Source organism: Achromobacter sp. CF-sbj1-Ac2-l (assembly GCF_052698165.1).
This window is the reverse complement of sequence record NZ_CP199855.1, coordinates 1,797,436-1,815,835: the sequence shown is the minus strand read 5'-3', so window position 1 is coordinate 1,815,835 and position 18,400 is coordinate 1,797,436. Positions and strand designations below refer to the sequence as shown.

At 67.2% G+C, this 18,400-nt stretch carries 18 protein-coding genes and 3 tRNA genes; 12 read left to right on the top strand and 9 right to left on the bottom strand.

Annotated features, from left to right (window positions below; all coding sequences use genetic code 11):
- The first annotated feature begins 161 nt into the window (after positions 1-161).
- Positions 162-246 (top strand) — tRNA-Leu (locus ACUDCK_RS08355).
- A gap of 281 nt (positions 247-527) precedes the next feature.
- Here ACUDCK_RS08355 and ACUDCK_RS08350 read toward each other — a convergent pair.
- Positions 528-1,139 (bottom strand): tRNA-uridine aminocarboxypropyltransferase, encoded by a 612-nt coding sequence (locus ACUDCK_RS08350; protein WP_175168320.1) that lies wholly within the window; start codon positions 1,137-1,139, stop codon positions 528-530.
- A gap of 192 nt (positions 1,140-1,331) precedes the next feature.
- On the opposite strand from ACUDCK_RS08350, the gene ACUDCK_RS08345 reads away from it, so the two are divergent.
- Positions 1,332-1,416: transfer RNA gene (locus ACUDCK_RS08345), tRNA-Leu, on the top strand.
- A 135-nt stretch (positions 1,417-1,551) separates the two neighbouring features.
- Here the strand turns inward: ACUDCK_RS08345 and ACUDCK_RS08340 are convergent.
- On the bottom strand, positions 1,552-1,995 hold the full coding sequence (locus ACUDCK_RS08340; RefSeq protein WP_175168319.1) for a GNAT family N-acetyltransferase: 444 nt from the start codon (positions 1,993-1,995) through the stop codon (positions 1,552-1,554).
- 118 nt (positions 1,996-2,113) lie between these two features.
- Between ACUDCK_RS08340 and ACUDCK_RS08335 the strand changes: the two genes are divergently transcribed.
- From ACUDCK_RS08335 to ACUDCK_RS08320, 4 genes are all read left to right on the top strand, one after another.
- Positions 2,114-3,022, top strand: coding sequence for a DMT family transporter (locus tag ACUDCK_RS08335; RefSeq protein ID WP_175168318.1), 909 nt, complete (start codon positions 2,114-2,116; stop codon positions 3,020-3,022).
- Between the two features lie 31 nt (positions 3,023-3,053).
- Positions 3,054-3,998 (top strand): AEC family transporter, encoded by a 945-nt coding sequence (locus tag ACUDCK_RS08330; RefSeq protein WP_054433276.1) that lies wholly within the window; start codon positions 3,054-3,056, stop codon positions 3,996-3,998.
- A 150-nt stretch (positions 3,999-4,148) separates the two neighbouring features.
- Complete coding sequence (locus tag ACUDCK_RS08325) at positions 4,149-5,372, top strand: YeeE/YedE family protein (protein WP_175168317.1); 1,224 nt, start codon at positions 4,149-4,151, stop codon at positions 5,370-5,372.
- Positions 5,373-5,561: 189 nt separating this feature from the next.
- Complete coding sequence (locus ACUDCK_RS08320; RefSeq protein ID WP_054501297.1) at positions 5,562-7,232, top strand: FMN-binding glutamate synthase family protein; 1,671 nt, start codon at positions 5,562-5,564, stop codon at positions 7,230-7,232.
- 34 nt (positions 7,233-7,266) lie between these two features.
- Here ACUDCK_RS08320 and ACUDCK_RS08315 read toward each other — a convergent pair whose 3' ends face one another.
- The gene (locus ACUDCK_RS08315) at positions 7,267-8,661 is read right to left on the bottom strand and encodes a phospholipase D-like domain-containing protein (RefSeq protein WP_244976980.1); all 1,395 of its coding nucleotides are present in this window, start codon (positions 8,659-8,661) and stop codon (positions 7,267-7,269) included.
- A 74-nt stretch (positions 8,662-8,735) separates the two neighbouring features.
- A complete protein-coding gene (locus tag ACUDCK_RS08310) occupies positions 8,736-9,068 on the bottom strand; it encodes a DUF883 family protein (RefSeq protein ID WP_054501299.1) in 333 nt (110 codons plus the stop codon).
- Positions 9,069-9,393: 325 nt separating this feature from the next.
- Here ACUDCK_RS08310 and egtD point away from each other — a divergent pair, with 325 nt between their 5' ends.
- From egtD to ACUDCK_RS08290, 4 genes are all read left to right on the top strand, one after another.
- The gene (egtD, locus tag ACUDCK_RS08305) at positions 9,394-10,371 is read left to right on the top strand and encodes an L-histidine N(alpha)-methyltransferase (protein ID WP_175168316.1); all 978 of its coding nucleotides are present in this window, start codon (positions 9,394-9,396) and stop codon (positions 10,369-10,371) included.
- 36 nt (positions 10,372-10,407) lie between these two features.
- Positions 10,408-11,721, top strand: coding sequence for an ergothioneine biosynthesis protein EgtB (gene egtB, locus ACUDCK_RS08300; RefSeq protein WP_175168315.1), 1,314 nt, complete (start codon positions 10,408-10,410; stop codon positions 11,719-11,721).
- A 141-nt stretch (positions 11,722-11,862) separates the two neighbouring features.
- Positions 11,863-11,939, top strand: a tRNA-Met gene (locus ACUDCK_RS08295).
- Positions 11,940-12,377: 438 nt separating this feature from the next.
- Positions 12,378-13,205: a carboxylesterase family protein gene (locus tag ACUDCK_RS08290; RefSeq protein ID WP_175168314.1), complete on the top strand. Its 828-nt coding sequence runs from the start codon at positions 12,378-12,380 to the stop codon at positions 13,203-13,205.
- A gap of 41 nt (positions 13,206-13,246) precedes the next feature.
- On the opposite strand, the gene ACUDCK_RS08285 is transcribed toward ACUDCK_RS08290, so the two are convergent.
- The 3 genes from ACUDCK_RS08285 to ACUDCK_RS08275 all read right to left on the bottom strand — a co-directional run bounded on the left by ACUDCK_RS08285 (position 13,247) and on the right by ACUDCK_RS08275 (position 14,903).
- Positions 13,247-14,164, bottom strand: coding sequence for a hypothetical protein (locus ACUDCK_RS08285; RefSeq protein ID WP_144658064.1), 918 nt, complete (start codon positions 14,162-14,164; stop codon positions 13,247-13,249).
- Positions 14,165-14,325: 161 nt separating this feature from the next.
- On the bottom strand, positions 14,326-14,517 hold the full coding sequence (locus ACUDCK_RS08280; protein WP_054501303.1) for a hypothetical protein: 192 nt from the start codon (positions 14,515-14,517) through the stop codon (positions 14,326-14,328).
- 131 nt (positions 14,518-14,648) lie between these two features.
- Positions 14,649-14,903 (bottom strand): hypothetical protein, encoded by a 255-nt coding sequence (locus ACUDCK_RS08275; protein WP_054501304.1) that lies wholly within the window; start codon positions 14,901-14,903, stop codon positions 14,649-14,651.
- A gap of 258 nt (positions 14,904-15,161) precedes the next feature.
- Between ACUDCK_RS08275 and ACUDCK_RS08270 the strand changes: the two genes are divergently transcribed.
- Positions 15,162-15,353 (top strand): hypothetical protein, encoded by a 192-nt coding sequence (locus ACUDCK_RS08270; RefSeq protein WP_006393830.1) that lies wholly within the window; start codon positions 15,162-15,164, stop codon positions 15,351-15,353.
- Positions 15,354-15,410: 57 nt separating this feature from the next.
- On the opposite strand, the gene yddG is transcribed toward ACUDCK_RS08270, so the two are convergent.
- Positions 15,411-16,319 (bottom strand): aromatic amino acid DMT transporter YddG, encoded by a 909-nt coding sequence (yddG, locus tag ACUDCK_RS08265; RefSeq protein WP_064524136.1) that lies wholly within the window; start codon positions 16,317-16,319, stop codon positions 15,411-15,413.
- 169 nt (positions 16,320-16,488) lie between these two features.
- Here yddG and ACUDCK_RS08260 point away from each other — a divergent pair, with 169 nt between their 5' ends.
- Positions 16,489-16,731, top strand: a complete 243-nt coding sequence (locus tag ACUDCK_RS08260) for a hypothetical protein (protein WP_054501306.1) — start codon at positions 16,489-16,491, stop codon at positions 16,729-16,731.
- 19 nt (positions 16,732-16,750) lie between these two features.
- On the opposite strand, the gene ACUDCK_RS08255 is transcribed toward ACUDCK_RS08260, so the two are convergent.
- The gene (locus ACUDCK_RS08255; protein WP_064524140.1) at positions 16,751-18,328 is read right to left on the bottom strand and encodes a diguanylate cyclase; all 1,578 of its coding nucleotides are present in this window, start codon (positions 18,326-18,328) and stop codon (positions 16,751-16,753) included.
- Between the last annotated feature and the right edge of the window lie 72 nt (positions 18,329-18,400).

The following is an 18,400-nucleotide window of genomic DNA, read 5'->3' as shown; positions in this document are numbered from 1 at the left end:
GGTTCGCCCAAGGCTGAACACTGAAGCAGAAATGGTCAGACGGATTGTAGAGTGATTTTGCAATTACGCTTTGAATACATGTGCTTTGAATACATGGGAATAAAAACCTCATGCAATCGAAGTGGCAGCGTATCACAAAGTTCTGACTGGAATGTCTCAGTGCCCAGGTGGCGGAATTGGTAGACGCGCATGGTTCAGGTCCATGTGCCGCAAGGTGTGGAGGTTCGAGTCCTCTCCTGGGCACCACGGAATTTCAGCTGAGGCTGTTTGGGTTTGCGATGAAAAAAACATCGCCGTGAAATCAAACAGACAGCATTGGCAAAAAAGTTGAAAACCCCGGAAATCGCAAGATTTTCGGGGTTTTTGCTTTGAGCTGCGTGAATGGTCTGGCGTGAACTGCTTTGCACGGCATCAATTGCCCTGTGCCGACCCATCCGCGACCAGATTCAAAGGCCATCACAAGGATGGTGATGCCCCCACCCCAACGTTAGCCCCCCCCGGGACAGTATTGCTCGATCGGACAACCTTCAGCGCCAAGGCACCTTGCGGTTCAGATGATGGCGCGCATACAGGTCCGCCCCCATCCCCGCGATCTGGCCATCGATCAAGGCCTCGAACGGCCGCAGCAGCTCATCGAAATTACCTGGCGCCTCCAGCGCATTGAGTGCGTGCGTCACCGCCTCGATGGTGGACAGCGCACCCGGAATGTCCGCGTGCCGCACCCGGTAGCGCGACGTCAGGCCGGCCGGCAGCATCACGCGCGGCAGCGCGGCCAGTTGCGGATTGATGTGCAGCAGCTTGCGCGCATGAGTCCAGGTGCCATCGGGCACGATCAATTGCACCGGCCCGCCCGTCGCGGCGGCGCACCCCGGAATCAATACCTCCGCGCCCTCGCCAGGAAACAGCACGCAGGGTGCATACCCAGGCTCGGCCCACTGCTCATATTGAAAGCGCTCGCCCACCAGGCGCCGCGCGCCTTGCAGCCCTAGCACCGCCAGCCGCGCGGTATTCAGCGCATGGCGCGCCTCGCTCGGATGCTGCAACACCACCACGCGGGTGCGCGGAGTCAGCGTCGGGATCAGGGCGCAAAGACAATGGGATTCGGGGCGCTTACAGCGCAGGCAAAGAGGGCGTGACATGGGGCGACACTATAGCGAAGCCGGCCGCATCGAAAAAAAAGTGAAAAAAATGCTGCATGACTTGCACACTTCCAAAAAAGTATGCATAATCTCGTTCCTCTGCTGTTGAACACGAAACGAAACGCAGCCGGTAGCAAGAAGTCGAAAGATGAAATGCAAACTGGAAAGCGACGCGGAAGGTAAGACATCAGCGCCCAGGTGGCGGAATTGGTAGACGCGCATGGTTCAGGTCCATGTGCCGCAAGGTGTGGAGGTTCGAGTCCTCTCCTGGGCACCAATTATTACATCACGAGGTACCTGTCGTGATGCGCCAAGAAAGACCCCGTTCGCGAAAGCGTCCGGGGTTTTTTCTTTTGCGGCCCGAATGATCAGGCCAGCCTGGACAGCCGGCCGATCGTTCGCTCGCAAGCGCCTAGGCCAGCATCCGCGTCATGACGACGTGCGCGATGCCGGCCTCCATGAACTCCTCGCCTTCCACCTTGAAACCGTGGGCCTCGTAAAAGCCCTTGGCGTGGGTTTGCGCGTGCAGCACCAGCATGCGGTGGCCATCGCCATGACCCTGGCCGATCAGGGCGTCGAGCAACTGGCCGCCCACGCCCAGGCCGCGCGCCCGCTTGTGCACGGCCATGCGGCCGATGTGGCCGTCGGGCAGCAGCCGGCCGGTGCCCAGCGGCGTGCCGTCGGCGGCGTAGGCCACCGCATGCACCGAAACCGCGTCGTCGTCGTCCATCTCGACCTCGGGCGGCACCTTCTGCTCGACCACGAAAACGTCATAGCGGACCGACGAGGCGTCGTCGCGCAGGCGATCCCAGGTTCCCAGGGTGATACGTACCGTCGGCTTTTGTTGGTTGGCCATTTTTTTCCCTCGCGCCACTGCTGAATATGAATCCACTGTCGACATTTTCGCAGGGATGGCGTGTCGGCGAAACAGGCGTACCATCGCGGCTGGCCCATTCCCGCAGCTGATCGCCATCATGCCGCAAGCCGCAACGCCCGCCTGGTTGAAATTCGCGCCCGCGCTTTTCCTGCTGCTGTGGTCCAGCGGCTTCGTCGTGCTGAAAGTGGGGCTGGCCTATGCCGACCCGATGACGTTCCTGGCGCTGCGCTACGCCTGCGTCGTGGCGCTGCTGATGCCGTTCCTCCTGGCGCTGCGGCCGCCGCTGCCGCAAGGCACCCGCGCCTGGGGCCACCTGGCCATGGTCGGCCTGCTGCTGCAGGCGGGCTACTTCTGCTTCACCTATCTGTCGCTCAAGCAAGGCATGTCCGCCGGGGGGCTGGCGTTGATCACGTCGCTACAGCCCATCCTGATCGGGCTGCTGGCGCCGGTGATCGCGCACGAACGCGTCGACGCGCGGCGCTGGGCCGGGCTGGGACTGGGCGTGTCGGGCGCCGCGCTGGTCATCGTCGCCAAGGCCTCGGTCGACCTGGCTTCGACGCTCGGCCTGGTGTTCGCGGTGGCCGCGCTGCTCTGCATCACCAGCGGCACGCTGTATGAGAAGCGCTTTGGCGTGCAAACCCACCCCGTCACCTCCAACACGGTGCAATACGCCGTGGGCCTGGCGGTCACGGCGCCGCTGGCCTTCTGGCTGGAGCCGATGCGCCTCGACTGGACCGGGCCGTTGCTGGGTTCGCTGGCGTACCTGGTGGTGGGCAATTCGCTGGTCGCGATCTCCTTGTTGCTGGCCATGCTGCGCCATGGCGAAGCGTCACGCGTGTCGGCGCTGTTCTTCCTGGTGCCGCCATCGACCGCGGTCATCGCACTGCTGGTGCTGGACGAGCCGATCCCGCCGCTGGCCTGGCCCGGCATGGCCCTGGCCGCGCTCGGCATCCTGCTGGTGACCCGTTCGGCGCGCACGCCCGCGCCGGCGCGGCAAGTAGAATGAGCGCCCTTTCGCGCCCATTTCCGCCGCCGCCATGAATGCCGTCATCACCGCCGCCCTGCCGGTCTTCGCGCTGATCCTGACCGGATGGCTGGCGGCGCGCTGGCGCATCCTGGGGCCGGCCGCCACCGACGCCCTGAACCGCTACGTGGTCTACCTGTCGCTGCCGGCGCTGCTGTTCCGCGCCATGACGCAGGTGGACCTGGCGCACATGGCGCACTGGGGCTTTGTCGGCGCGTTCGCCGGCGGCATCGCCGTCACGTTCGCGCTGTCGTTCCTGCCGCGCAAACGCGGCCCGCGCGGCCTGACCGACCGCAGCATCGAAGGACTGGCGGCGGCCTACGCCAATGCCGGTTATATGGGCATCCCGCTATGCCTGGCGCTGTTTGGCGCCGAAAGCCTGGCGCCGGCGGCCTTCACCACATTGATGACGGCCAGCGTGCTGTTCGGTTTCGCCATCGCCCTGATCGAATTCGACCGCCAGCAGGCGCCCGGCCTGGGCGCCACGCTGGTGAAGGTCGGCCGCGCGCTCATGCGCAATCCGCTGCTGGCCGCGCCGGTGCTGGGCCTGGCGTGGGCCGGCACCGGGCTGGCGCTGCCCGAGGGGCTGGATCGCTACGTGTCGCTGCTGGGCGCATCCGCCAGCCCCTGCGCGCTGGTCACCATCGGCCTGTTCCTGGCGCAGACCGAGACCGCAAGCCCGGGACCAGGCGTGCTGCGGCTGGTGGCCGGCAAGCTGCTGCTGCAACCGGCCGTGACGGCGCTGCTGGCGTTCCAGGTGTTCTCCATGCCGCCGCTGTGGGCCTGGACGGCGGTGTTGATGAGCGCCCTGCCGATCGGCACAGGCCCCTTCATGCTGGCGCAGATGTACGGGCGCGACGCGCGCGTCACCTCGCGCGCCATCCTGGTGTCCACGGTGCTGTCCGTCCTGACCGTGAGCCTGCTGGTAGCCTGGATCAGCGCGCATCCGATCTCCTGAGCCGCGCATCTTTATATAATCAAAAGTTATTAAAAAAGCACCAATAAATGCTTTGAGAAATTATTGACCGCCTTTAGACTTTTATCCACGACAACGGGTGCGGCTACGCGCCCGTTTGCTTTTCCCTTATCGAATTCCCGGGACTCTCCCATGAGCGCCAACACTTCCGCCCTGCCCCTGCCCTCGGCGCTGCCGCCAATCCAGATCAACCGCAAGCCGCTCTGGATCGCGCTGCTGCTGGTGCTGGCCGGCGCCCTGTACCTGAACCAGACCGTCAGTTGGCGCCAGGGCGCGTTGTGGATCGTCGGCGCGCTGCTGGGCGTGGCGCTGTACCACGCGTCGTTCGGCTTCACCCAGGCCTGGCGCGTGTTCGTGTCGGACCGCCGCGGCGCCGGCCTGCGCGCGCAGATGCTCATGCTGGCCATCGGCGTGCTGCTGTTCTTCCCGTTCCTGGCGCAAGGCTCGCTGTTCGGCCAGCCGGTCAACGGCCTGGTCTCGCCCCCGGGCGTGTCGGTGCTGCTGGGCGCGTTCCTGTTCGGCATCGGGATGCAGTTGGGCGGCGGCTGCGCCTCGGGCACGCTGTTCGCGGTGGGCGGCGGCAATACCCGCATGCTGGTCACGCTGCTGTTCTTCATCATCGGCTCGGTCATCGCCACCGCCCACTTCGGCTGGTGGTCGACCCTGCCCGCGCTGGCGCCGACCTCGCTCATCAAGACCTGGGGCCTGGCGCCCGCCATCATCGCCAACCTGGCGGTGTTCGCGCTGATCGCCTGGATCGCCACCGTGCTGGAAAAACGCCGCCATGGCCACGTGATCTCGTTCGCCTCGCGCACCGCGCGCCCGGCCTCGCTGCTGCAGGGCCCGTGGCCGCTGATCTGGGGCGGCGTGGCGCTGGTGGCGCTGAACTTCGCCACGCTGGCGCTGGCCGGCCGGCCCTGGGGCATCACCTCGGCGTTCGCGCTGTGGGGCGCCAAGGCGCTGGACGCGATGGGCGGCGACGTGGCCACCTGGGCCTACTGGAGCAAGCAGGCCGCGCTGGGCGCACCGCTGCGCCAGGACGTGACCACGGTGATGGACATCGGCCTGATGCTGGGCGCGCTGGCCGCGGCCAGCGCCGCCGGCAAGTTCGCGCCGGTCTGGAAGGTGCCCGCCCGCTCGCTGGCCGGCGCGGTCATTGGCGGCCTGCTGCTGGGCTACGGCGCGCGCCTGGCCTTCGGCTGCAACATCGGCGCCTACTTCAGCGGCATCCTGTCGGGCAGCCTGCACGCCTGGCTGTGGCTGCCGGCGGCATTTGTCGGCAGCGCCCTGGGCGTGCGCCTGCGTCCGCTTTTTGGCCTGGCGGTGGAAAAAACGCCGTCGGCATCCAGCTGCTGAGAAACACTGTTCCAGCAACGGCCCCCTTCCGAGGGGGCTTTTTTTCGTCCATGCCTCGCAACGCCAGCATTGGCGCGGTTTCCGCAATGGCGGGCGGGGTTGTCGCGGCCGCCGGGCCGCGCCTTGCGTTTACCGGATTTACAGCCGCCCTGGTGTATGGTTGCTGCATTCCGCAATACGGAGACGGACATGCAATGGATTGCCGGCCGCTACACGGCCTTTATCTTGACCCTGGTGGCCGCCGCCGCGACCACCATCCTGGTGTTCACGGATTCGTACTGGTGGTTGTGGGCCGCCGTGCCGCTGGTGCTGCTGGGCCTGCTGGGCGTGTACGACCTGATCCAGACGCGCCACGCCATCCGCCGCAACTATCCGGTGCTGGGCAATCTGCGCTTCCTGTTCGAATTCATCCGCCCCGAGATCCGCCAGTACTTCCTGGAAGACGACACCCAGGCCTCGCCGTTCTCGCGCGCGCAACGCTCGATCGTGTACCAGCGCGCCAAGCGCGAGATCGACAAGCGCCCCTTCGGCACCCAGGAAGACGTGTACGGCGATCGCTACGAGTGGATCAACCATTCCATGTCGCCCACCCACATCGGCGACACCGACTTTCGCGTGACCGTGGGCGGCCCGGACTGCACCCAACCGTACGCAATGTCCGCCTTCAACGTGTCGGCCATGAGCTTTGGCGCCCTGTCGGCCAACGCGGTGCTGGCGCTGAACGAAGGCGCGCGGCAAGGCAACTTTGCGCATGACACGGGCGAAGGCGGCATCAGCCGCTATCATCGCCAGCCAGGCGGCAGCCTGGTGTGGAACATCGGCTCGGGCTACTTCGGCTGCCGCGACGAGCACGGCGCCTTCTCCGAGGAAGCCTTCGTCAGGAACGCCTGTACGCCGCAGGTGAAGATGATCGAGATCAAGTTGTCGCAGGGCGCCAAGCCGGGCCACGGCGGCATCCTGCCAGCCGGCAAGGTCACGCCCGAGATCGCCGAGGCGCGCGGCGTGGCGCCCTGGCAGGACTGCAACTCACCCGCCAGCCACTCGGCCTTCGACTCGCCGATTGGCCTGATGAAGTTCGTCGCCCGGCTGCGCGAGTTGTCCGGCGGCAAGCCGGTGGGCTTCAAGTTCTGCGTCGGCCATCCGTGGGAATGGTTCGCCATCGTCAAGGCCATGCTGGAAACCGGCATCACGCCCGACTTCATCGTGGTCGACGGCGCCGAGGGCGGCACCGGCGCCGCGCCGGTCGAGTTCGTCGACCACGTCGGCACGCCGCTGCGCGAGGCGCTGCGCCTGGTGCACAACACGTTGATCGGCGTGAACCTGCGCGACCGCATCAAACTGGGCGCTTCGGGCAAGATCATCACCGCGTTCGACATGGCCCGCGTCATGGCCATGGGCGCGGACTGGTGCAACGCCGCGCGCGGCTTCATGTTCGCCATCGGCTGCATCCAGGCCCAGGCCTGCCACACCGGCAAGTGCCCCACCGGCGTGACTACCCAGGATCCGCTGCGCCAGCGCGCCCTGGTGGTGCCGGACAAGGCCCAGCGCGTAGCCAATTTCCACAAGAACACGCTGCACGCGCTGGCCGAGCTGCTGGCAGCCGCCGGCCTGACGCATCCGAACCAGTTGCGCCCGCACCATATCGCGCGCCGCATTTCATCGAGCGAGATCCGGCTGCTGTCGGCGCTGTTCCCGGAGCTGGCGCCGGGCGAACTGCTGCGCGGCGAGTTCCGTCACCAGGTGTTCCGCGCCGGCTGGTCGATGGCGCGCGCCGATTCGTTCCAGCCCACCCACGACATCAGCACCGCGCTGGCGCAGGAATACGTCATGGCGCATCCGCCCCAGGCGACGCCGGCCTGAGCGCGGGCCGGGCCGCGATGGCGCTCGCCGCGGCCTACAGCCAGCGCTCGAACATGCGCGAGAAGAACTCCATGAAGCGGTCATCCACGCCCCGGGCGCGCCAGGCCTCGGGCGTGATGCGCACCGACTCGGTCACGTCGCGCTGGAACAGCGCTTCCATGTCGGCCGCGAACTCCGGTCCCAGCACCACCGCGTTGACCTCGTAGTTCAAAGCGAAGCTGCGCCAATCCATGTTGCTGGATCCCACGGTGGACCAGACGCCGTCGACCACCGCGGTCTTGGCGTGCAGCAGCGCGTCGCGCCGCTCGTAGATCTTCACGCCCGCCTTGAGCAGCTTGCCGTAATGAGAGCGGCCGGCATTGAACACCAGCGACGAATCGCTGAAGCCCGGCAGCACCAGCGCCACGTCCACGCCGCGCTGCGCGGCCGCGGCCAGCACGTCGACAAAGGCCGGGTCGGGCACGAAGTACGCCATGGTGATGTGAATGGAGCGCTGCGCGCTCTCGAACGCGGACATGAGCGTCAGATAGACGGTGTAGCCGTCACTGCGATCGGGCTGGTTGGCCAGGATACGCACACGCGTGGGCCCGACGGGCGGCGCGATCGCCGTGCCGCCGCCACGCAGGGGCTCCTTGGCCTGCGACTGCCAGCCGTCCCGGATCACCGCCTCCAACTGGGCCACGGCCGGCCCCTCGATCTGCAGATGCGTATCACGCCAGGGCGCGGCCTGGGCGTCGATTCGCTTTGCGTCGGCTCCGCTGCCCACGCCGCCCGATGCGCCGCTGCCGCTGGCGGGCGACGAGGCGTACACGGCGCTGACATTGATGCCCCCCAGGTAGCCCACCTTGCCATCCACCACCAGGACCTTGCGATGGTTGCGCTGGTTCGGCGACCAGCCGGCGCGGCTGCCATTCACGGGACTGATCGGATTAAAGACCGCGACCTGCACGCCGGCGTCGCGCAGGCGCTGGAACAGCGCGTCGGGCGTCTTGATCGTGCCCACCGCGTCCACCATCAGCGCGACATCGGCGCCGCGATTGCGCGCCGCGATCAAGGCCTCGGCAAAGCGCGCCCCTTCCGCATCATCCTCGAAGATGTAGGTTTCCATGTGCACGTAACGCCGCGCCTGCGCGATCGAGCGCAGCATGGCCTGGTAGGTCCCCGGCCCGTCGGCCAGCAGGCGCACGCGGTTGCCGGCCAACAGCGGCGCGCCGCTGACCGCTTCCTCGACCGCCAGGTGGCGCGCCAGGAAGTCATTCCTTGCATTGCGGGGATCCGCCGCGATGTCGTGGCCGCGGCGGTAACTGGCCTGCGACGCGTCGGCGGACAGGCCGGCCTGGGCCTTGCGGGCGGCGCGTTCCTGCGCATCGGGCACGCTGGCGCAGGCGGCCAGCAGGGCCGCGCAGCAGGCCAGCGCCGCCGCGCGCATGGCGCCTCGCCATGCGCGCCCCCCCCGCGCCAACGGCGCGGGCAGGCCCGGTGGTGGCCTCATGGCGCGAGGACTCAGCGCCGGTTGGCCAGCAGGCAGCAGCCCAGCAAGACGCCCACCAGCGTCGCCACACCCACCGATTTCCAGGCGTGCTCGTGGACGTATTCATCGGCATAGGCCTTGGCGCGGCGGGCGCGCTCGCGCGCCACGCCTTCCCACTCGCCCGCGGATTCGCGCGCCTCGGCCAACTGGCGCGTCAGGCGCGCGCGCGCCGCTTCGATCTCAGAGCCAGTGTATGAGGCGGTCGAACGCAACAGGTCCTCCGTACCGGCAAGCAACTCATGAAGGCTGTCGCTCACGCGATCGCGGTGCAGGGCCATTTCGGCGCGTTGGTGCTTTCTATTCATAGTCGCTCCTTGTCGCGGGTTGCTCAGACAGTCTTGCGGCTCGCCGCCAGACCGTGCCCACATTGTGGCCATTCCCGCCGCCGCGCGCCCGAGCTTTCGCAACCAGCCGTTAACCGATATTTCAGTGGCGCGCCGCTTGCTGAGGCCTCGCGGCACGGTGACGGCCAGACGTACCGTCCCCGTGTGCGGCCGGCCTTTCCGCCCCCGCCAATTTCGTAAAAGTCCATTGCATTTCAGTGGCTTAACTTGACACCGGAACCCCTCTGGCGGCCACAATGTGTTTTTTGCAATGCGCTTCATCGGCCTCAAAAAAGGAACTGAACGCATGGTCTCTCCCTCCGCACTGCTCGCCGGCGCCGCCCCGCGGTTCCTGGCGCCGCAACCCCAGCCCATGACCGCCGAGCAGCAGGAATTGCGCGACGGACTGCTGGATCATCCCGCTCATATCGACCCCAAGTTTCTCTACGACGCGCTCGGCTCGTCGCTGTTCACCGCCATTACGCAATTGCCGGAGTACTACCCGACCCGCTGCGAAGCAGAGATCTTCACGCGGCACGGGCAGGACATCGCGCGCCACATCGGTCCGGTGCAGGCCATGATCGACCTGGGCGCGGGCGACTGCGTCAAGGCCGAGCGGCTGTTTTCCAGCCTGCGGCCGCGCCATTACGTCCCAATCGACATTTCCGCCGACTACCTCCAATCCGCGGTGCGGCGGCTGCGCCTGTCGTACCCGGACCTGCGGATCACGCCCATCGGCCTGGACTTCTCCCAGGCGCTGGCATTGCCGGCGGATATCGGCGCCGAGCAGCGCCTGTTCTTCTATCCCGGCTCCAGCATCGGCAATCTCGACCCGCAAGCCGCGCTGGCCATGCTGCGGCGGATCCAGCGGCAATGCGCCGGCGGCGGGCTGCTGGTCGGGGTCGATCGCGTCAAGCCCAGGCAGGTGCTGGAACCGGCCTACGACGACGCCCTGCACCTGACCGCGGCCTTCAACCTGAACCTGCTGCGCCACGTCAATGACCTGCTGGGCAGCGACTTTGATGTCGATGACTGGCGCCATGTGGCGCTGCTCAACAGCGACCAATCGCGCATCGAGATGCACCTGGAAGCGCGCCGTTCCGTCATGGTGGCCTGGCCCGGCGGCCAGCGGCGCTTCGCGGCGCAGGAGCGCATCCATACCGAGAACTCCTACAAGTTCACGCCCGAAGCCTTCACCGAATTGCTGCAGCGCGCGGGATACCACGACATCCACCATTGGTCGGACGCGCGCGGCTGGTTTTCAGTATTCAGCGCCCGTGCCTGACACCGCGCCCCCTCAACCCGCCCCTGGAGGATCGCCATGGAACCTGCCTGCCTGCTGACCCACCCGGCCAACGGCCCCTATGCCGCCGGCCAGGCCGGCCAGCATGACCGGTACGATGCCGTGCGTGCCACCACCGTGGCGCTGGCCGCCCCCCTGAGTCCGGAGGATTGTCAGGTGCAGTCCATGCCGGACTGCAGCCCGGTCAAATGGCACCTGGCGCATACCACCTGGTTCTTCGAGACCTTCCTGCTGACGCACTTCGATCCGGCCTGCCCCGTGTTCCACCCGCAGTATCGGATGCTGTTCAACTCCTACTACAACGCCATTGGCGCCAAGCATCCACGGCCGCAGCGCGGCCTGCTGACGCGGCCGCCGCTGGCCGACGTGATGCGCTATCGCCAGCACGTGGACCAGGCCATGCACGAGCTGATCGCGCGGCTGGGCGGCAACGATCCGGCCTTCGACGCCCTGCTGGAACTGGGGCTGAACCACGAGCAGCAGCATCAGGAACTGATCCTGACGGATATCAAGCACCTGCTGTTCGCCAACCCGCTCAGGCCCGCCTACGTCGCGTCGGGTTCGCCCGCGCTGCCACCCGGCACGCCCGCCGGCTGGACCCGCTACAACGGCGGCGTCGTCCGTATCGGCCACGACGGGCAGGGCTTCGCGTTCGACAACGAAGGCCCGGCGCATGACGTGCTGCTGGCTCCCTTCCACCTGGCCGACCGCCTGGTGACGCAGCACGAATACCTCGCCTTCATCCGCGACGGCGGCTACAAGCGGCCCGAACTGTGGCTGTCGCTGGGGTGGGAGCGGGTCTGCGCGGAAGGCTGGCGCGCGCCGCTTTATTGGGAAGGCCAGCGCGATGACTGGCGGGTTTTCACGCTGCGCGGCATGCAGGAGCTGGAATTGCAGGCCCCGGTCACGCATATCAGCTACTACGAGGCCGACGCCTATGCGCGCTGGGCACGAGTGCGCCTGCCGCGCGAGGCCGAGTGGGAGCACGCGGCGCGGCAACTGCCCGACGGCGCTTGGTCGAACCGCGCCAACCTGCTGGAAAACGGCCACCTGGATCCCCGCCCCGCCCCCGCCCGGCAGGGCAGCGGCCCGGCGCAGTTGTTCGGCGACGCCTGGGAATGGACCGCCAGTGCCTACGATGCCTACCCCGGCTTCAAGCCCGATGCCGGCGCGGTGGGCGAATACAACGGCAAGTTCATGTGCAACCAGTACGTGCTGCGGGGCGGCTCCTGCGCCACCCCGCGCGGCCACATCCGGCCCAGCTACCGCAATTTTTTCCCGCCGGAAGCGCGTTGGCAGTTTTCCGGCATTCGTCTGGCGCGGGATGCCTGATGGAGTGACTGCGCGGTCGTAGCGGGCCGCCCGCGGCCTGAACAAAAAAGGCCGCCCCCCTACTTGCAATCCTAAAAAATTCCGTGCTAGAATTTCGTTCTTCGTTGCTTGGCTTTCATTGAAAGCAGCGACGATAAGGATGGCGCATTAGCTCAGCCGGTTAGAGCGACGGAATCATAATCCGCAGGTCCCCTGTTCGAATCAGGGATGCGCCACCAGAATTCAAAAAGGCCTTCACTTGCGTGAAGGCCTTTTTCCATTGGGGCGCCGGAACAGGGGTGCGGACCAGGGGTGCGCACCAGGGGGGACCGGGGGTGCGAACCAAAGCGTGCCGGCCCAGATCGAAGGCCGAGGGCTCGCCACCCCGACATCACTTTCGCGACCACGTTGCCTGCGGCCCGCATTTGGGCCCTTCACACATTTCCACATATTCCCCACATTTTTCCCGCATACCGGCGCGGTGCGCCCTTTTAGAATCTTCGCGCACCACGCCCACCACAATCTCATGGGGAGAATCTGACATGCCCTCCAGCCGCATCCAGGCTTGGCGCCCCGCGCAAGCTCGCCGACCTGTCGCCCCGGCCGCCCCCCTGGCAACGCCTGGCCGCCAAGGCGTCATCATCAGCACCGGTATCGCTGGAATCGCCGCACGCGCCGTGCTCGCCGCGATCCTGAGCCTGACCATCGGCCGCGCCTGTGCCGCGCAAGGCGGCGTGCAAGCCTCGAGCGTCAGCTACGCGCCCACGGCCGCGCAATTGCAGACCGTCGAGACGCTCAAGCAGGCCCCCATCGACGCCTTCGCGCCGGCGGAATTCGCCCGCGCCGGCAAGGCCCCGCTGCCCTACCGCCTGGTCTCGCCGGTTGCGCCTGAAAGCGGCAAAAAATACCCACTGGTGGTGATTTTCCACAGTTCGGGCGGCGTCGGCACCGACAACCTGCTGCCGCTGAACGCGTTCACCCGCGCCTTCGGCTCGGCCGAATCGCGCCGCGATTTTCCCGCCTATGTACTGGTGCCGCAGACACCAGGCCGCACCGCCAACTATGAAAAGGACCGCCATGGCGTGCGGGTCTCGCAGGCCGGCGCCGACCTGCCTGACGTCATGCGGCTGGTCGAGGACATCGCCCGGCACCATCCGGTCGACGCCAAACGGATCTATGCCGTCGGCTTCTCGATGGGCGCATCGGCCGCGCTGGACGCCGCCGTCGCCTCGCCCGGGCGCTTCGCCGCCATCGTCGCCATGTCGGGCGTGCCACCGGAGCGCTCGCTCGCCAAGCCGCTGGCGGGCGTCCCCACGCTGCTCGTCCATGGCACCGCCGACCAGGAAAATCCCTACGAGGGCAGCCGGATCTGGGCCGAAGCGCTGGCGGCCGCGGGCGGCCATCCGATCTTCGTCACCTACCAGGGCATGGATCACCGCATCGCGCCGGAGCTGCTGACCGCCAGGCCCTGGCGCGAATGGATGTTCCAGCAGAAGCTGCCTTGAAGCGGCGCGGGGCGTGATGCCCCGCGCCTCGCCTGCCGCGATTATGGCTTGAACACCGTGTCGCGGCGCCGCCCGCCCCAGGTCGCGCACAGGCTGGCCACGAACGCGCCGATCAGCATGGAGGCAAAGCCCCACAGCGCCAGCGCCGCGGCGGCCTTGCGTGCCGCGTCGGCGGCCTCCCGCGCCTTGTGCTTGGCGTCGTCGGCGGCCTGGCGGGCCTGCTGCAGCGTCTGGTTCACGCGCTGCTGCGCGGCGGCGGCATCGATGCCCGCCTGCGCCGCGATCACCCGGGCCACATAGTCGCGGTCGGCCGGGGTCATTTCGCCGCGAGCCAGGCTCATGGCGACGATGCGACCGACTTCGGCGCGAGCCGCGGCGCGATCGCCGCCGGCATCGGGCCGTTCATTGCGCAGCAGCACGTCCGTGAAGTAATCGCCGGCGCCGTCCATACCGCCCGCCGCGGCTCCCGCGCCAGCGGCGGCGCTTGCCGTCACCGCTGCGCCCGCGCCCGCCGCCACGGAAGCGCCGGCCTTGGCCGCGCCCGATGCCAGCGTGGCAATTGCCGAGCCCAGCAGGGCGGCGCTCACGACAGCGCTCAATGCCCACACCAGGAAGCCGTGCGCGGTGTCGCGGAAATAAACCTCGTCGCCATGCACGTCGGCCCATTTGGTGCGCAGCCGGCCGGCGACATAGCCGCCAACGCCATAGGCCACGATCTGGGTGAACAGCATCCAGGCGATCAGGCCGATGCCCGCCGTGGGCGCGGAGACGCCCTCCCCGCTCCAAGGCGAGATCGACAGGAAGCCCAGGCCGGAGCCGCCCGCGAATAACGCCAACGACAAGGCCGCGGCGATGACAGCGCCGGCGAATACCGCGGCCCAGGATACGGCGGACACCGCCGATTCCCTCACCGGCGGCACGCCGTCGTAGGGCCGGTTGGCCGAGAGTGCATTTTCCATGGTGATTCCTCGTTCACATTGCGCGCCGTGGCGCGGGACCGGACTGGCTCAATGCCAGAACAGCGCCAGCAGGATGATGATGGGAATGGGTACCCCCAGCAGCCATAACAGGATCGAACGCATGCAAGCCTCCTTGGTAGTGGGATCGGATTTGGTGGCGCTCAGGCCAGGTCGATCGTGCCCGGCGCGCGCGGATCGGGCGGCGGGACGACGTCGGGCTCGCCCGGATCGTCGGGCGCGTGGTTGGGATTGGGGCGCGGGTCGTCGGGCCGCGGTGGATCGCCGGGCAACGGCGGATCATCGGGCGGCACGTCGTCGGGCGCGTCCGGCGGGCGATGGTCGGGTGGGAACATGGCGGATCTCCTGGGCGCGCCTATCGCGCCAGCCCGCTGCTCAGCAACTGCCATGCCCGGCGCGCCAGCCGCCATCGGCCCGACGCAAAAAAGCCCTCCAGCGAGGGCTTTCGGGCATGGCCGGCCGGATATCAGGACCTGGACGGCTTGCCGTCCTTGGCGGAAGTCCCGGCGTTCGGATCGCTATTGCCCAGGAATTCCACCACGGCGGCCTTGCCAGCGGCGGAGGCCTCGTCCTGGCTGGCATAGCGCCGTTCGGAATAATTGGTGCTGCGCACATTGCCGGTGTCGGGATCCAGCAGGGTGATGATCCAGGCGAATTCGCCCGGCAGCAACTGCCTGACCTGCAGTGTGGCGCGCGTGCCCGGGCGGAGTCGTTGCGGCATTTCGCGATCTGGAGAGTGGGTGGACGCCGCCATCGTAGCGCAAAGCGCGGGCGCGGCGGGGGCGGAAAAATGCTGCGCCGCACACCGATTTCATGCTGCACGGTGCGCGGCAAAAACGCCACAGCGCGCGCCCGAGCCAGGAAAACCCTAGCGCCACACCCCCGCATACAGGCGCACAATCAGACTAAACGTAGCGACGTAGTGACAGACCGCAGTAGCGGCGCCGCATCCCTTTAATCAGGCGAGGACGGAGACATCATGACTTACGTAGCAGTGGTAATCAGCTGTTTGATGGTTGTGGGTATCGTCGCGTTGGTGGTTCAAACGATACAGAGCGCGGGACCCGAGCCGTGGCTGAAAATATCGGCGGCGATCGTCAGCTCGCTGTTCGCCTCCCTGTTGCTCATTCCGCTCGGCTACGCCGTGGCGCAGACCATCGTCCTGGAATGAGCCGACGGGTTCCTCCGGAATCCCCGTCAACCGATGAGCCAGGAGATTGCCACGGGGCTACTTGCCCCGGGCAGGCCTGCCGCGCGTCGCCGCCCAGCAGATCAGCGAGCCGGCGGTGACCATCGCCACGCCTTGCCAGAATGTCATGGTCAAGCGCGTGGACAGCCATATGGCCGCAAAAAAAGTCGACAACACGGGCGTGAAATAGGACGCCGTGGCCAGCAGCGTCAGATTGCCGCTGAGAATGCCCACGTTCCAGAGCGCGTAACCGGCCGCCATGGCGCCGCCCGTCACGCACAGTTCGAGCACGGCGGGCCAGGCGAACGGCAGCGCCGGCTCGGCGCTGAATCCGTATTTGATCCACAGCACGGCCGCGGTCAGCATGAAGAACAACGCCACGCCATTCTTGCCATCAGCGTAGCGTTTCGTGACGTTGCAATAGAAGGCCCAGATGACGGCGCCGCTGAACGCCAGACCATAACTGAGGGGATTGCTGGAGACATTGGCCGCCACGCGCGACCAGGAAACGCCGCCGTCGCCGCCGACCACCCAGACGATGCCGCACAGCGACAGCGCAATGCCCGGCAGCACCCAGACGCTGGCGCGCTGGCCGTTGATCAGGATCGCCAGGATGACGGTAAAGCACGGCCACAAGTAATTGACGATCCCCAGCTCGATCGCCTGGCCGCGGTTGGCGGCGAATCCCAGCGACAGCGACAGGCAGATTTCATAGGCCACGAACAACAGGCTGCCGGAAACCAGGTAGGGGCGCGGGAATGAACGCACGCGCGGCCATCCCAGCAACAGGACGAGAAATGCCGAACCGACCGTATAGATCAGGGCCGCGCCGCCGATCGGCCCGAAACGCTCGCTGACGCCGCGAATCAGGCCGACGACGGTGCCCCAGAGCACCACGGCCATCACTCCCATCAATGTCGCCGCATTGCGGCTGGGGGCAGATTGCATTGCTTTTTTCCGATTTCCCGAAGTCCATCCCGGGCGCCGCGCCATGGCGCGCGCCCAAAACGACGCAGTGTAGCGAAAACGGAAAACCCGCCGCGGGAGGGCCGGCACGGCAATTGCGGGCCGACGCGGCGCGACCGATCGAATATCAACAAGAAGGAGATCTCGCCGCATGACCATCTCTGTACGCAGGCTGAGCGACGTGCTCGCCACCACGGCATCCGGCCGGCTCTACCGGATCGAAGTGTTCTCGCACGCCGACCCGCGCACGGGGCCGCCCATCACGGTCCACTACATTCTCAGGACCTCGGAGGGAGAGCGCGTGATCGCGTTGGGGGAACGGCGCTATCGCCTGAAATCGGGCGAGGTGCTGACCGCCCTGCCGCCCGCCGCCGTGCCCCGCCACGGCGCCTGATGCGCCGGGCGCGGCCGCGTCAACGCTCGTCGGACGCGACCCGCCGCTTGCCCAGACCCTTGGCCCGGTACAGCGCGACGTCGGCCCGCTCCAGCAACTGCAGCATGGTGACGCCCGAATCCGGATAGACGGCGATGCCAACGCTGGCCGAGACCGCGACTCGGATCTTGGGGTAGGGCAAAGAGAGGCTCTCGACCAGGGACTCGGCCACCGCCTGTGCGTTTTCCTGGTTGGCGCCGAGCAGCAGCACGGCGAACTCGTCGCCCCCGAGCCGCGCCGCCACGTCCGAAACGCGAATGGCGGTGGCCATGCGGTCGGCCGCTTCCTTCAGGACGGTATCGCCGGCGGCATGCCCATGCAGGTCGTTGACCGCCTTGAAACCGTCCAGATCGATCGCCAGGATCGCGAACGTCGCGCCGCTGCGCTGCGCCACCGCCAGCTCGCGCAGCACCAGCTCGCCGAACAGCACCCGGTTGCACAATCCAGTCAGGGGATCGTAGTGCGCCAAGTGCTGCGCATGCGCCAGCATCCGCGAGGCCTGCAGCAGCGCCGTGCCGACCTCCTCTGCCTCCTTGACCCGCGTGCCAGGCAGTTCGACGGTGCGGCCTTCGCCCAGCGCCAGAGCCGGGCCGACCAGCCCCTGCACCGCCGACGTCAGCCGATTGGCCAGCCGCAGGGCCAGCCACAACCCCAGCCCGAACGCCGCCACCGTCCCCAGCGCCAGCCAGGCGATCGAGCGGTAAAGGTCGGTCGTCACCAGCGTCATCGGCGCGCCCGCCGCCACCGTCCAGCCGGTCAGGCCCGAGCGGCTGAACGCGGTGTAGACCGGCGTGCCTTCCTTGGTGGTGGACTCCAGCGAACCCTCGTTCTCCAACTGCACCGCGCGCGCCAGCGTCGGCACCGCCTTCTGGCCCACGAATTTCTCGGGATCGCGCGTGCGCGCGATAATGGTGCCGTTCTTGTCCAGCACTGCCGCCACCCAACCGTCCGGCAGCCCGCGCCGCCCCAGCACGTTGCCGATGCGGTCGGGCGAGAGGCCCACGTTCAGGCTGTAGATGACCTCGTCGCCACGCACCACCGGCACCCCCAGCGCGATGGTCGGCGTGCCGCTGAGCGCGCCGATGAACAGGCTGCTCAGGACGGGTTCACGCGCGCGGAAAACCCGCGCCAGCTCCTGCGACACCCCCGAAGACGGCAAGGGCGTGCCGTAGGGCACCATGGTGTTGACCACCTGGCGGCCCTCCTTGTCGGTCAGCACGTAGCTGTCGACGATCTGGAACTTGATGGCTTCGCGGGCGCGCTGGTGGAATCCGCCCAGGTCGCCCCCCACCAGGTCGGGGGACGACGCCAACATCTGCAAGCCGGCTTCGACGCCGGTCATTTCCCGGTCGAGAATCGCGGTCAGGTTGCGGGCCAGGAAAATGGTGTCGCGGAATATCCGCTCTTTCTGGATCAGGTAGCTTTCATAAACGGCGATCGAAGACACCGCCAGCGCCGGCGCAATACAGGCGAACACCAGCACCAGCAGTCCGGTTCGCATCGAATACCGGAGCTTCGGGCGGACCCGCGCGGCGACCAGGCTTTCGCCGTCAGCCATATTATTTTTCCCTGCCGCGCATTTGCACGGGGCAAAACGCTTGCCGACACTGCACCCTCTGACCCATTGCGC